Source organism: Nocardioides zeae, from assembly GCF_010686755.1.
Taxonomy (GTDB): domain Bacteria; phylum Actinomycetota; class Actinomycetes; order Propionibacteriales; family Nocardioidaceae; genus Nocardioides; species Nocardioides zeae.
This window is the reverse complement of sequence record NZ_JAAGXA010000013.1, coordinates 49378-62460: the sequence shown is the minus strand read 5'-3', so window position 1 is coordinate 62460 and position 13083 is coordinate 49378. Positions and strand designations below refer to the sequence as shown.

The following is a 13083-nucleotide window of genomic DNA, read 5'->3' as shown; positions in this document are numbered from 1 at the left end:
GTTGTTGCTGGTCAGTCCGAACGATCGCGTTCGACGTCGGGTCGTTCTCGGTCTTCCTCACGGGGGCGCGGTCATCGCTCGAAGTGGAAGAAGCTCCGGGCAGCCTTGACCCCGCAGCCGAAGCGACGCAACCCGGCGACACGCTACGACCTCCAAGGCGTTCGCGGTGTCGGCGTCATCCTCGTCGTCATCGGCCACCTCTACCTGGCTCCCCAAGGCGTCTTCACGGCGCTCGACATCTTCTTCGTGTTGTCGGGCTTCGTCATCACCAAGGTCCTGCTGGACATGGCCGACGAGCACGGTCGGATCTACTTCGTGCCGTTCTACCTGGCGCGGGCGCGACGGCTCCTGCCCATGGGTCTCTTCGTGACCGCGGTGACCATCGCGGCGAGCTACTGGGTGTTCAATCCGGAGCGCGGCGACCGCATCGCCGAAGATGGGTTCTGGTCCAGCATCTTCTGGGCGAACTGGCACTTCGCGAACCAGGGAACGGACTACTTCGCAACCCAGGGCAAGTCGCCCTTCCTCCACTACTGGTCCCTGTCGGTGGAGGAGCAGTTCTACGCCGTCTGGCCCCTGCTGCTCTTCGCTGTCATCTTCGTCTCGCGTCGAATGCGGTCGAACCGCCCAGCGCTCTTCGTCGCCGTCTCCGTCGTCGTGGTGGGCTTCTTCTGCTACTCGCTGTGGCACTCGGTCGCCGCGCCGACCGTCGCATACTTCTCCACCTTCGACCGAGCCTGGCAGTTCGGTATCGGCGGTCTCCTCGCCATCGCCCAGCCAGTTCTCGCACGCCTGCCATCGCGCGTCGCACTCGTGCTCAGCTATGGCGGCTTCCTGTCGCTCGCCTTCCCGATCTTCCTCTTGCACCACGAGGTCGCGTTCCCCGCGCCCTGGGGCCTCCTGCCGGTGTTGTGCACAGCAGCTGTCGTCGCGGCGGGCGTCGGTCGCGACACGCGGAGGTTCGTCCTCATCGACAACCGGCTCATGACCTACATCGGGGACATCTCGTACTCGGTGTATCTCTGGCACCTTCCGCTGATCGTTCTGCTGCGGCCGTTCTTCGAGGTCGACTGGCAGTACGAGGTGGCGGTGATAGCCCTCACGGCGATCTTGTCGGTCGTGTTCTTCTACCTCGTCGAACGACCCATGCGGACAGCGATGTGGTTGATGACTCCCCCCGAGAAGAAGAGGTTCAAACGTCGCGTGCGGCGGTCCGAACGCAAGCGGAGACAACGGCGCCTGGTTCAAGGTTGGTTGGTCGCCGGGCTGGTGCTCGTGGCCGCAGTAGGTGCTGTCGCGACGACAAGCCGGTCAATCGAGGCAAGTGGGGAACTCGATTCACTGGCTTCAGCCCCGCAGCCGCAGACTCAGACGACTGGTGCCGCGGACGGACTCGCCGGCATGATTGCCGTACAGCGGCAGCGGTTGATTCTTGCGCTCAACTCAACGACCTATCCCACACTCAACCTGTCCTTCGAGGACTTGGACACCGAAGTGTGGCGCCGCCAGTTGGATGACGTTGCGTGCTCGACCCTGACCGAGAACCAATCCGTCAACTGCGTGTTCGGAAGTAGTGCGCCCGACGCTGAGGTTGTGGTGGTCGTCGGCGATTCAGTCGCCGCGGCGTGGATGCCCGGTTTGTTGAGCGCACTGGGTCCGGAGGTGAAGGTTGTACAGCTGACCGGCAGCCAGTGCGGCACATGGACCCTGCCTGGCTATTTCCGATCGGACGGGGCGCCCTACCCCGAGTGCGCCGACCTGAACGGCGAACGCGACCGAACAATCGCGACCTTGCAGCCAGACCTAATCGTCTTGGCCAGCGGCGAGGGGCATGTCGAGAACGCTCGACGCACCGACCTCTCCTACACCCGAGAGGGCGTGGCCGAGGCTGGGATGAGGGATACGCTCCGTCGCTATGCACAGTGGTCTGACCATGTTGTCGTGCTGCAGCCTCGGCCGAAGTCACCCTCGCTCGTGGATTGTATGACTCGCTTCGGCGACCCCGATGATTGCGAGGCGACCCCCAGTGCTCAATGGAGCTCGCACGCCGCCGGGGAACGAGCCGCCGCCGAGGCCGCCGGCGCAACCTACGTCTCGACGGAGGACTGGTTTTGCGTCAGCAACCGATGCCCCGGCTGGATCGGCACCACACCCGCGACGGTTGACGGTATCCACCTGTCCATTCCGCTGTCCGAGGAACTGGCCCCGCTCCTCGCAGAGGCGCTCTCCGGAGTTCGATAGTCGCTGGACAGGTGAATGCTCAGTAGTTGGACGAAGGCGCGGGCATGAGACACCTGTCCGTACTCTGAACCGGTGTCCGTGACCCACCCCGACTACCGCCTGAGCCAGCTCGACCAGCTCGAGGCCGAGTCGATCCACATCTTCCGCGAAGTCGCCGCCGAGTTCGAGAAGCCCGTCCTGATGTTCTCGGGCGGCAAGGACTCGATCGTCATGCTGCGCCTCGCCGAGAAGGCGTTCTACCCGGCGAAGATCCCGTTCCCCGTGCTGCAGGTCGACACGGGCTACGACTTCCCCGAGGTGCTCGCGTGCCGCGACGAGTGGGTGGCCCGCCTCGGTCTCCGCCTGGTGGTGGCGTCCGTGGAGGAGGCGATCGCCAACGGCGTCGTCGTCGACGACGGGCGCACGACGCGCAACCGGATGCAGATCGGCACCCTCCTCAACGCCATCGAGGAGGAGGGCTTCACGGCGGCCTTCGGCGGCGGTCGTCGCGACGAGGAGAAGGCGCGCGCGAAGGAGCGGGTCTACTCCCACCGCGACGAGTTCGGCCAGTGGGACCCGAAGAACCAGCGCCCCGAGCTCTGGAGCCTCTACAACGGGCGCATCCATGAGGGCGAGCACATGCGGATCTTCCCGCTGAGCAACTGGACCGAGCTCGACATCTGGCACTACCTCGACCGGGAGCAGATCTCGATCCCGTCGATCTACTTCTCCCACCAGCGCCGCGTCTTCGAGCGGGACGGCATGCTGCTGAGCGAGAGCGAGCACAACCCGCTGCGGGCCGGCGAGGTCGCCGAGGAGCGCACCGTCCGGTTCCGCACCGTGGGCGACCTGACCCTCACCGGCTGCGTCGAGTCGACCGCCGCGACGACGGCCGAGATCATCGACGAGATCGCCGTCGCCCGCCTCACCGAGCGCGGCGCGACCCGTGGCGACGACCGGTTCTCCGAGGCTGCCATGGAGGACCGCAAGAAGGAGGGCTACTTCTGATGGACCTGCTCCGTTTCGCTACCGCTGGATCCGTCGACGACGGCAAGTCGACCCTCATCGGTCGGCTGCTGCTCGACTCGAAGGCGATCTTCGAGGACCAGCTCGCTGCCGTCGAGGCCACCAGCGCCTCCAAGGGCTACGACTACACCGACCTCGCGCTGCTCACCGACGGCCTCCGCTCCGAGCGGGAGCAGGGCATCACGATCGACGTGGCCTACCGCTACTTCGCGACCCCGACGCGGAAGTTCATCATCGCGGACACGCCGGGCCACGTGCAGTACACGCGGAACATGGTCACCGGCGCCTCCACCGCCGACCTCGGCCTCGTGCTCGTCGACGCCCGCCACGGGCTCACGGAGCAGTCCCGCCGACACGCGGTGCTGCTCTCTCTGCTCCGCGTGCCGCACCTCGTGCTGGCCGTCAACAAGATGGACCTCGTGGACTACTCGGCCGAGCGGTTCGAGGAGATCAAGCGCGAGTTCAGCGCCTTCGCCACGAAGCTCACGATCCCCGACCTGACGATCATCCCGATCTCTGCGCTCAAGGGCGACAACGTGGTCACGCGGTCGGCCAACATGCCCTGGTACGACGGGTCCTCGCTCCTCCACCACCTCGAGAACGTCCACGTGGCCTCCGACCGCGACCTGCGCGACGCGCGGTTCCCGGTGCAGTACGTCGTGCGTCCCAAGTCGGACGAGCACCACGACTACCGGGGTTACGCGGGTCAGGTCGCCGGCGGTGTCTTCAAGCCCGGCGACGACGTCGTCGTGCTGCCCTCCGGCATGCCGGCGACGATCGCGGGCATCGACCTCTTCGACCGCGAGGTCACCGAGGCCTACCCGCCGATGTCGGTGACGATCCGACTCAACGAGGACGTCGACGTCTCCCGCGGCGACCTCATCGCGCGGCCCAACAACCAGCCGGCCGTGACGCAGGACGTCGACGCGATGGTGGCGTGGATGAGCACGACGCCGCTGCGCCCGCGTCAGAAGCTGCTCGTCAAGCACACGACGCGCACGGTCAAGGCCCTCGTCAAGGAGCTCGACTACCGCCTCGACGTCAACACGCTCCACCGCGACCTCGAGACGGGGGAGCTCGGCGTCAACGAGATCGGCCGCGTGCGCCTGCGCACGCAGCAGCCGCTGCTGCTCGACCCCTACTCGCGCAACCGCACGACCGGCGCCTTCATCCTCATCGACGAGGCGACGGGTGTGACGGTCGGCGCGGGCATGGTGAACGACTGACCCGTGGAGCGTCGGCGTGGGAGGCTGTGACCGTGCCTGAGGACCTGCCGCCGGTCATCGATCTCTCCCGCGCTCCCGGAGCCCGCGCCGCCTGGGGACGTCCCGCCTGGATGGTGCTGCTCTGGGGGCTGGTGGAGCAGGTCTTCGTCACCAACGCGTTCCAGATCAGCTCGCGACTGCGGGTCGCGGTCCTGCGGAAGTTCGGAGCGACCATCGGTGACGGCGTGATCCTGCGCCCCGGACTGCGCGTGAAGTTCCCGTGGAAGCTGACGATCGGCGACCGTTCGTGGGTCGGCGAGGACGTGTGGCTCCACAACCAGGACGAGCTGACGATCGGCCACGACGCGGTGGTCAGCCAGGGCACCTTCATCACCACTGGTTCCCACGCGCACCGACGCGACATGGCCCTGATCACGAGGCCGGTGGTCATCGAGGCCGGTGCCTGGGTGACGGCGCGGTGCGTGGTCACCGGAGGTGTCACGATCGGACGTTCTGCGCTGGTCGGCCCCGGGACCACCGTGCAGTCGGACGTGCCGCCCAACACCATCGTGGGCAGCGGGGCCCCTCAGGTGCTGGGAGAGCGCTTCCCGGCCACGAGGTCCGCTGCCCAGGAGCGATAGGCGGCGACGGCGGCGGACTGGCTCAACGTCTCCGCGGCGAAGACCGGGCCGCGGGAACCCCGCTCACGCCCCGCGTCGCCCACAAGCGCACTGACCCCGTCGAGGAGCGCTTGCGGGTCTCCGGGCGTCACCACGAGGCCGGCGCCGCTGGCCCGAACATCGTGAGCGGCAGCGCTCTCCGCTTCGGTCGCGGCGACGACGGGCACACCCGTCGCGAAGTACGACGTGAGCTTGGAGGGCGCGCACATCTCCTTGAGCCCCGGGCGCTCGTTGAGGCAGAGCACGTCGGCCGCTGCCAGCACGTTGGTGAAGTCGTCGTTGCCGACCGGGGCCATGAACTCGACCCGTTCCGCACCTGACGCCAGCTCACCGAGCCGCTGTCGCTCGCTGCCGTCTCCCATGAGGATGACGCGGACGTCCTCCGGCCGCGAGCTCGCAGCACGTCCGGCGGCCACCACGTTCTCGAGGCCCTGCTTCGCCCCCATGTTGCCGGCGTGGAGCAGCACGGTCTGGTCAGGGCGCCACCCGAGCCGACGGCGCATCTCCTCCCGCGCGACCGTGGGCGCCGACACGTGCGTCCAGTTGCGCACCACCGTGACGTCGTCGACGGGGATGCCCGACAGGGCGCTGACGGCGACGGCCATGCGGTCGTGGATGGTCGCGACGCCGTCGGCCTGCCGGAGGGTCCACGCCTCGAGCTGACGCACCCGGGTGGCCAGTCGTCCGCCGAGGCCGCCGATGGACTCGACGGCGAGGCTGTAGATGTCCTGCACCTGGATGCCGCACGGGACGCCCCAGCGCTTGGCCATCCGCACGGCGGCCGACGCCGAGAGCAGCGCCGGCGTCACCGCGATCACGAGGTCCGGGCGCTGCACGCGCGCGGCGTACGCCCGCGCAGCGAAGCTCAGCTCCGAGACGATGCGCGAGGTTCCGGCCGGTTCGGCGGGCACGTAGTGACGGAGCCGGCTCACGTGCACGTCGGCGTCGCGGACGTCCGCACGCCATCCGCCGTAGCCGTCGTGGACCCGCCACTGCGGGTAGTGCGGGTGCGCGGTGAGCACCTGCACGTCGTGGTCCTCGGCGAGCGCGCGGGCGATACCGGCCGTGTACGGCGCGATTCCTGTCGTCTCCGGCGCGTAGTTGAGGCCGACGAGGAGGATCCGCTGACGAGCACGCGGAGCGGGGGAGCGGTCGTTGCGGAGCTTCACGGTCGCACCACTTCCTGGTAGATCCGCTCGAGCCGGTCGACCACGGATGCGGGGGAGAAGTGCGCGGCGACGTCGGCGCGCGATCGGAGTGAGGCCTCGGTCCAGGTGGCCTCGTCGTTCGTCAGCCGGGCAGCGGCGTCCGCGAGCTGCGCCGGGCTGCCATCGGTCACGGCGGCGGTGCCCCGGGACCGCAGCTCGTCGCTGAGGCCGCAGTCGTCGGTGAGGATGCTGGGAACCCCTGCGGCCATGGCTTCGAGGAGCGCCATCGGGAACACCTCGCGGACGCTGGGCAGGACGTACGCCTGTGCCGACGCCAGGATGGTCGCGACCTCCCGCGGGTCGACGGCGCCGTGGTAGGCGACGCGCTCCTCCAGACCCGACGACGCGATGAGCTCACGCACCCGAGAGCCCTCGCCCTCGTCGGGGCCGTAGAGGTCGAACCGTGCCGGGGACCCGTCCGCGATCATGCGAGCGGCCATCTCCACGAACGCCAGCGGACGCTTGCGCTCGTGCAGGCGGGCAAGGAACACGATGCGGGGACGGGACGACCAGGTCGCCGCGGTGGCGGTGAGCGGAACTCCGTTGCGGATGCGGGCCACGATGCCACCGACGGGTCCCAGGTCGCTCAGTGCTGCTTCCTCGTCGTCCGTCAGGCAGAGGTGCGCGGAGGCACGCCGGTAGGCCGGCCGGACGAACAGCGCGTCGAGGAGCCGGGCCGTGGCGCGAGCGTCGGGTCGGACCATCCCGTGGACCTGCAGGACCGTCGGGGTGCGGCGGGGGATCGACGCCGCGCTTGGCATCTGGACGAAGTCGCGGGCGTAGTGCAGGTGCACGACGTCCGCGTCGCGAGCGAGGCGGCGCACGTCGGCCCAGGCCCCTGGTGACGTGAGCCCGGCGAAGCCCAGTCCGGGCAGCCGGGCGGCACGGTGGGGCCTCACCCGCACACCGGGCACCGTGGGATCCGCCTGCTCGTCCCAGGCCGTCACCAGCTGGACCTCGTGCCCACGAGCGGCCAGCTCAGCGCACTGGGCGCGTGCGACCGCCACAGGTCCGCCGTACGCACCGTCGGCACTGATGTAGGTGAGGACCTGGAGGATGCGCATCGGTCAGCAGCCCGTGACCGTCACCCGCGGAGCTCGCCCTGGTGGGAGCGGTACCACTCGACGGTCGACTCGAGCCCCTCGCGCAGACCGACGCGAGCGGTCCAACCGGCGTCGTTGATGAGCGAGACGTCCATCAGCTTCTGGGGCGTCCCGTCCGGCTTGCTCGTGTCCCAGCGCACCTCGCCCTCGTAGCCCACCACCTCGGCGATGGTCTCGGCGATCTCCTTAATGGTCACGTCGCTGCCGGTGCCGACGTTCACCTGGGACGGGCCGTCGTAGTTCTCCAGCAGGAAGAGGCAGGCCTCGGCCATGTCGTCGACGTGGAGGAACTCGCGCCGCGGCGAACCCGTGCCCCAGTTCTCGACGACGTCCGCGCCGGTCCGAGCCGCCTCGTCGTAGCGCCGGATGAGGGCCGGGAGGACGTGCGAGCCCGTCGGCGAGAAGTTGTCCCCGGGGCCGTAGAGGTTCGTCGGCATCGCTGAGATCCAGGGCTTGCCGTACTGACGGCGAGCGGCCTGGACTGCAAGGATGCCGGCGATCTTGGCGATCGCGTACGCATCGTTGGTCGGCTCCAGCGGTCCGGTGAGGAGGTACTCCTCCTTGAGCGGCTGGGGTGCCAGCTTCGGGTAGATGCACGACGAGCCGAGGAACAGGAGCCGGTCGACGCCGTGCTCCAGTGCCGCGTCCATGACGTTCGTCTGGATCTGCAGGTTCACCGAGAGGAACTCGACGGGGTAGGTGCTGTTGGCCAGGATGCCGCCCACCTTGGCGGCCGCCAGCGCGACGTACGTCGGCTTCTCGGTCGCGAAGAAGTCGAACACCGCACCGCGGTCGGTCAGGTCCAGCTCTGACGACGTGCGCCCGACGAGGTTGGTGAACCCGTTGCCGTCCAGCGTGCGCCAGAGGGCGCCGCCCACGAGCCCACGGTGCCCGGCGACGTAGAACGGCGCGTCCCGGTCGAGGGGACGCGGGGCGAACTCGACGCCGTCGCTCACGCGGTGCCCCACGACGCCAGCTTGACGTCGTCGATCCAGCTGCTGCCGGCGTGCTTGAGTGCCTCGATGTCGGCATCCACCATGAGCTTGGCCAGCTCGCGGCCGTCGACGGTGGGCGTCCAGCCGAGCTTCTCCTTCGCCTTCGACGGGTCGCCGATGAGGGCGTCGACCTCCGTCGGCCGCAGGTAGCGCTCGTCGAACTTGACGTGCTTCTCCCAGTCCAGACCGGCCCGCTCGAAGCTGATCTCCAGGAACTCACGCACCGTGATGCCGAGACCCGTGGCGAGCACGAAGTCCTCGGGCTCGTCGACCTGCAGCATCCGCCACATGCCCTCGACGTACTCCGCTGCATAACCCCAGTCACGCACCGAGTCGAGGTTGCCCATGTAGACGTAGTCCTGCTTGCCGGCAGCGATGGCGGCGACCGCGCGCGTGATCTTGCGGGTCACGAAGGTCTCGCCGCGACGGGGCGACTCGTGGTTGAACAGGATCCCGTTGACCGCGAACATGTCGTAGGCCTCGCGGTAGTTCTTGGTGATCCAGTAGCTGTAAAGCTTCGCCGCGGCGTACGGCGAACGCGGGTAGAACGGCGTGTTCTCGTCCTGCGGAGGCGGGGTCGCCCCGTACAGCTCCGAGGACGACGCCTGGTAGAACTTCGTGTCCACGCCGGAGAGCCGGACCGCCTCGAGGAGCCGGATCGAGCCGGTGCCCGTGGTGTCGGCCGTGTGCTCGGGCTCGTCGAAGGACACGCGGACGTGCGACTGGGCCGCGAGGTTGTAGACCTCGTCCGGGTTGATCTCCGACATCAGCGTCACGAGGCGTGCGCCGTCGCTCAGGTCGCCGTAGTGGAGGAAGAGCTTCGCCTCGGGGTCGTGGGGGTCGACGTACAGGTGGTCGATCCGCGAGGTGTTGAAGGTGGATGCCCGGCGGATCAGGCCGTGGACCTCGTACCCCTTGGCGAGCAGGAGCTCCGCGAGGTAGGAGCCGTCCTGTCCGGTGATGCCGGTGATGAGGGCGCGCTTCATTCGATCTCCTGGTGCCTGACGCGGACTTGGCGTGACCCTCTCACAAAGTGGGTGCCCCAGAACGGGTGTTCCGAGAACCCCGGTGGTGAGGGCCGTCTCACCTGTCCCTCGGGCCCGGGGATGGATACGCTCCCGGCGTCCCGGCCACGCGGGACGCCCACCCAGCTAGAAGGGGGCCACGTGCCCGAGGTGTCGGTCATCGTTCCCGTCAAGAACGCCGTGGCGCACCTGGCCGGCCTTCGTGAGCAGTGCGAAGGCCTGACCGGTGCGAGCACCATCGAGGTCCTCGTGGTGGACGACGGATCGACCGACGGCAGCTCCGAGGTCCTGCGTTCCTGGGCCGAGGGAACCGCACTCGACCTCCGCGTTCTCCGGGGGAGCGGACAGGGCGTCGCAGCCGCTCGCAACCTCGCGGTGAGCGAGGCCCGCGGCGACTACCTCTGGTTCACCGACGCCGACGACCGATGGTCCCCCGACATCGTGTCGACCCTGCTGGCAGCAGCGCGGCATACGGACGCCGACCTGGTGGTCGCGAACGCGCGCAAGGTCGGCGTCGCGGGCGAGGACCTCGGGGAGATCACCGATGCCGCTCGGGCGGGGACCGCGACGGGAGTCGAGGCGATGGAGCGCCTCCTCGTCGGGTCCCTCCAGGGACACCTGTGGAACAAGCTGGTGCGGCGCAGCGTGCTCGGAGTTGCGCCGTTCCCTCCCACGCGGGCCCACTCCGACCTCGGAGGGCTCCTGGGTGTGCTGGGCCGGAGCGCCACCGTCGCCTTCGAAGCACAGGAGGTGTACACCTACATCATTCGCCCGGGTTCGATCCTCAACAGCAGGGGCTACCGGTGGCGCGACCTCCCCGACTGCCTGGACCTCGCCCGTGAGGTGGGTGAGGGGCGGGTCGCGGACGCCTCATTGGAGCTGTTCGCGACGAACCAGGTCGCCCTGCCCCTGTTCCACGAGAGCGTGCGGCGCGAGGGCGTGCTGGACGTTTCCGAGGTCCGGGCGATGCGTGCCTACGCGCGATCGCTCATCTCCCGGCGGTCCATCGTCCGCGCGTTCCGCGGGGGTCACCGCGGAGCCGCCGCGCGTGCGGTCGGTGTGAAGCTCGGCTCGGCGCCCTACGCGGCGCTCTACCGGCGCTACCGCGTGCGGCGCTACGCCACGCTCGACGCGGCTGCCGGCGAGCGCAGCGCCCGTCGCCGCGACCCTTCCACGTAGGCGTTGAGGCGCGCCTCGGCAGCGTCCACGAGCGCCGTGATCTCCGGCCCGCGCGCGGCTGCGGCCCCGAGGAAGGCGACGATCTCCTCCGCGGGCAGGCCCGCGACGTCGAGCGAGATGTCGTGGATGCCCGCCGTCGCGAAGTGCGTGCGGCACTTCGACTTCGGGCCGGGCACGACCTCCGTCGGGATGGCCCCGCACTTGGCGGCGATGAGGAGCACGTGGAGCCGGTCGCTGATGACGACCTTGCACTCCGTGTACAGGTCACGCAGGCGACGCTCGTGCTCGAGATCGGACGCGTCCGTCCACTCCACGTGATCGACGGTCGCGCCGAGGGCACGGAACCGCGCCGCCAGCTCCGCTGACCGATCCCGGTCCTCGTCGACCTGGGTGGAGAGCGTGATGAGGAGGCCCGAGGCGCGCGCGAACTCGGCCACCGCATCGAACCAGGCGTCGGGCGGGAGTGGTCGGGCCCCCCGCAGCGAGATCGCCACGCGGTGCGGCTCGTCGGCCTGCGCTCGCCGCGGTTCACCGAAGGCCGTGTCGGGCGTCAGGTCGCCGCACCGCATCGTGCGGTGGGAGTCGGCATCGCGCCACATCACGGTCTGCGAGAGCAGGCAGCCCATCTGGTGCAGCCACGCCGTGGGACGGTCGACATGGGCCACCGCTCGCGGTGGGCGCACGACCGACGCTCCCCGCAGCCGCAGCACGATGCCGATGAGAAGGAAGACGAGCTCGGACTTCAGGTGCTCCCGTCCCAGGGGAACCTCGCCCGGGTCGAAGACGAGGACACGGCGACCACGTCCGAACAGCAGCTTCTTGAGCCAGGCGCGGCGTTCACCTGCGCCGTACACCACGTCCGTGGTCGGCAGCTCCAGCTGCTCGACCCAGCCCGGGGTGGTGCGCCCGACGTACACGTGACGGGTGCTCCCGGTCTCGAACCAGCGCAGCACACGTCGCCGGATCACGGCGTCACCCAGGTTGCCGCTGACGCCGGTCGACACGATGAAGAGCTCAGGCGGGTTGCCCATCAGGACGAGGCCTTTCGGTTGGAGCGTGCGGTGCGGAGCTTGGACAGGACTCGGTAGGTCTCGCGGCGAAGCTTGTTGCGGAGGCGCGTGCGGAACGGCATGGAGGTGCGTGACTGGTAGCGCTCGATGAGCGGTCGCATGCGGTCGAGGTAGACCCCGAGATCTCCGGCGCGCCGGGCGCTCTCGAAAGCGACGTGGCTCTCGCGCGTGATCTCACGACGATCACGGATGAGATCCACGCGGTCGGCGGGGAGGTGCTCGGTGTCGGGCTGCACACGCTTGCGCGGTGTCCACCGGCCCGCGGCCCGGTCGTCCGCGAGGCGGACCGCCAGCCCGTCGCGCCGGTGGCGGAAGTTGCCGCCCTGCGTCTCGGCCACCTTGTCCATGGTCAGGTCGTCGAGCTCGATCGCCCCCGACGTGCGGGCCTCGGTGAGGATCGAGTCGAGGTAGCGGTCGCGAGTGAGCACGACGTTCGTGCCGCGCCAGTCGATCTCGTACTTCGACAGCCACGCGTCGCCGAACACGACGTCGGCCGACTCGGCGAAGATGTCGTCGCAGAAGTCGCAGGCACCGAGCTGGAAGACCGCGTGGCCCCAGCTCCCGCCGACGAGGGAGAGCGTCTTGCGCTCCTCGCGGTGCCCGGTGGCGTCGACCGCGGCGAACCCGTACTCGCGCGACGTGCGCTCCGGGTCCTTCACGCGGAAGTCCACCTTCTCCAGCGCGTCGGGCGCGATGCCCAGCTGCCAGGCGAACGACTCCGCGTAGGCGATCGACTTGAGGTGTCCGCACACGATGCCAACGACGAAGCGCAGCTGCTCCTGGAGCACCGGGTCCTGCGCCATCAGGTGGCGCACTGCCGTGACCACGCAGGGGATCCCGACGAACGCGTAGTGCCGGCCGTCGCCACGAACCTCGCGGAGGACCTCGTTCATGCTCACCGGGTAGTACTGGCTCTTGCGACGGGCCATGAGCTGATCGACGTCGTTCGAGACCACGTAGGCGAAGATCGGCTCCCCGCTCCCGCCCGCCGCGCCCGTCTCGCCGACGTGGATGATCCCGTCCACGTCGCCGCGCTCGAGCAGGCTGCGCAGCAGGTACGACGTGAGGCCACCGGAACTGCTGTCGGGGACGAGGGCGGCATCCGGGTTCCGGCCGGCGTAGCCGGCGAGGTAGCGCCCCGTGCGCGGGTCCTCCGGCAGCTCCGGGTAGAGGCGGGCGCCGAGGGCGGTCTCGTCGACCGTCTCGTCCGCGAAGGGGCACACGCTCGACGCGGTGGCGCTATCGGCGAGCGATACGTCGGGGTCGGCCTGGTAGGTCCGGGTCGGCCCCAGACGAACGGTCACCGAGCCGCCGGTGGCGACCTCACATGCGCCACAGCCGACGCAGCAGCCGGAGTCGACAACTTGCGAGA

Annotated in this window: 11 protein-coding genes; 5 read left to right on the top strand and 6 right to left on the bottom strand. The window is 69.2% G+C overall.

The genetic code is table 11. The annotated features are described in order from the left end of the window. The first annotated feature begins 105 nt into the window (after positions 1-105). The 4 genes from G3T38_RS17085 (at position 106) to G3T38_RS22800 (ending at position 5092) form a co-directional block, all read left to right on the top strand. Positions 106-2241: an acyltransferase family protein gene (locus G3T38_RS17085; RefSeq protein WP_163773528.1), complete on the top strand. Its 2136-nt coding sequence runs from the start codon at positions 106-108 to the stop codon at positions 2239-2241. A gap of 72 nt (positions 2242-2313) precedes the next feature. Then, positions 2314-3228: a sulfate adenylyltransferase subunit CysD gene (cysD, locus tag G3T38_RS17080; protein WP_338037732.1), complete on the top strand. Its 915-nt coding sequence runs from the start codon at positions 2314-2316 to the stop codon at positions 3226-3228. Continuing rightward, positions 3228-4472 (top strand): sulfate adenylyltransferase subunit 1, encoded by a 1245-nt coding sequence (locus tag G3T38_RS17075; RefSeq protein WP_163773527.1) that lies wholly within the window; start codon positions 3228-3230, stop codon positions 4470-4472. The genes cysD and G3T38_RS17075 overlap by 1 nt, the downstream gene beginning before the upstream one ends. A 32-nt stretch (positions 4473-4504) precedes the next feature. Then, the gene (locus tag G3T38_RS22800; RefSeq protein WP_206675911.1) at positions 4505-5092 is read left to right on the top strand and encodes an LbetaH domain-containing protein; all 588 of its coding nucleotides are present in this window, start codon (positions 4505-4507) and stop codon (positions 5090-5092) included. Here the strand turns inward: G3T38_RS22800 and G3T38_RS17065 are convergent. The 4 genes from G3T38_RS17065 to gmd are packed head-to-tail and all read right to left on the bottom strand — an operon-like array spanning position 5038 to position 9423. Further along, positions 5038-6300: a glycosyltransferase gene (locus G3T38_RS17065; protein ID WP_163773526.1), complete on the bottom strand. Its 1263-nt coding sequence runs from the start codon at positions 6298-6300 to the stop codon at positions 5038-5040. The two genes, G3T38_RS22800 and G3T38_RS17065, sit on opposite strands and share 55 nt — an antisense overlap. Continuing rightward, positions 6297-7403: a glycosyltransferase gene (locus G3T38_RS17060; protein ID WP_163773525.1), complete on the bottom strand. Its 1107-nt coding sequence runs from the start codon at positions 7401-7403 to the stop codon at positions 6297-6299. The genes G3T38_RS17065 and G3T38_RS17060 overlap by 4 nt, the downstream gene beginning before the upstream one ends. Before the next feature lie 20 nt (positions 7404-7423). Next, positions 7424-8398 (bottom strand): NAD-dependent epimerase/dehydratase family protein, encoded by a 975-nt coding sequence (locus G3T38_RS17055; protein WP_163773524.1) that lies wholly within the window; start codon positions 8396-8398, stop codon positions 7424-7426. Beyond that, a complete protein-coding gene (gene gmd / locus G3T38_RS17050; protein WP_163773523.1) occupies positions 8395-9423 on the bottom strand; it encodes a GDP-mannose 4,6-dehydratase in 1029 nt (342 codons plus the stop codon). The genes G3T38_RS17055 and gmd overlap by 4 nt, the downstream gene beginning before the upstream one ends. A 180-nt stretch (positions 9424-9603) precedes the next feature. On the opposite strand from gmd, the gene G3T38_RS17045 reads away from it, so the two are divergent. Further along, entirely contained in the window at positions 9604-10641 is a 1038-nt protein-coding gene (locus G3T38_RS17045; RefSeq protein WP_163773522.1) for a glycosyltransferase, read from the top strand. Here G3T38_RS17045 and G3T38_RS17040 read toward each other — a convergent pair. Both G3T38_RS17040 and G3T38_RS17035 read right to left on the bottom strand, forming a co-directional pair. Continuing rightward, the gene (locus tag G3T38_RS17040) at positions 10578-11672 is read right to left on the bottom strand and encodes a polysaccharide pyruvyl transferase family protein (protein ID WP_163773521.1); all 1095 of its coding nucleotides are present in this window, start codon (positions 11670-11672) and stop codon (positions 10578-10580) included. The two genes, G3T38_RS17045 and G3T38_RS17040, sit on opposite strands and share 64 nt — an antisense overlap. Then, positions 11672-13015 carry a Coenzyme F420 hydrogenase/dehydrogenase, beta subunit C-terminal domain gene (locus tag G3T38_RS17035; RefSeq protein ID WP_163773520.1) on the bottom strand — a complete coding sequence of 448 codons (1344 nt, stop codon included), beginning with the start codon at positions 13013-13015 and terminating at the stop codon, positions 11672-11674. The genes G3T38_RS17040 and G3T38_RS17035 overlap by 1 nt, the downstream gene beginning before the upstream one ends. Positions 13016-13083 lie beyond the last annotated feature (68 nt).

What these genes read in the sequence shown, in the direction of transcription:
- G3T38_RS17075 (WP_163773527.1), top strand. Translation starts at nt 3,228, where the DNA reads ATGGACCTGCTCCGTTTCGCTACCGCTGGATCCGTCGACGACGGCAAG.
- G3T38_RS17060 (WP_163773525.1), bottom strand. Translation starts at nt 7,403, where the DNA reads ATGCGCATCCTCCAGGTCCTCACCTACATCAGTGCCGACGGTGCGTAC.
- gmd (WP_163773523.1), bottom strand. Translation starts at nt 9,423, where the DNA reads ATGAAGCGCGCCCTCATCACCGGCATCACCGGACAGGACGGCTCCTAC.
- G3T38_RS17040 (WP_163773521.1), bottom strand. Translation starts at nt 11,672, where the DNA reads ATGGGCAACCCGCCTGAGCTCTTCATCGTGTCGACCGGCGTCAGCGGC.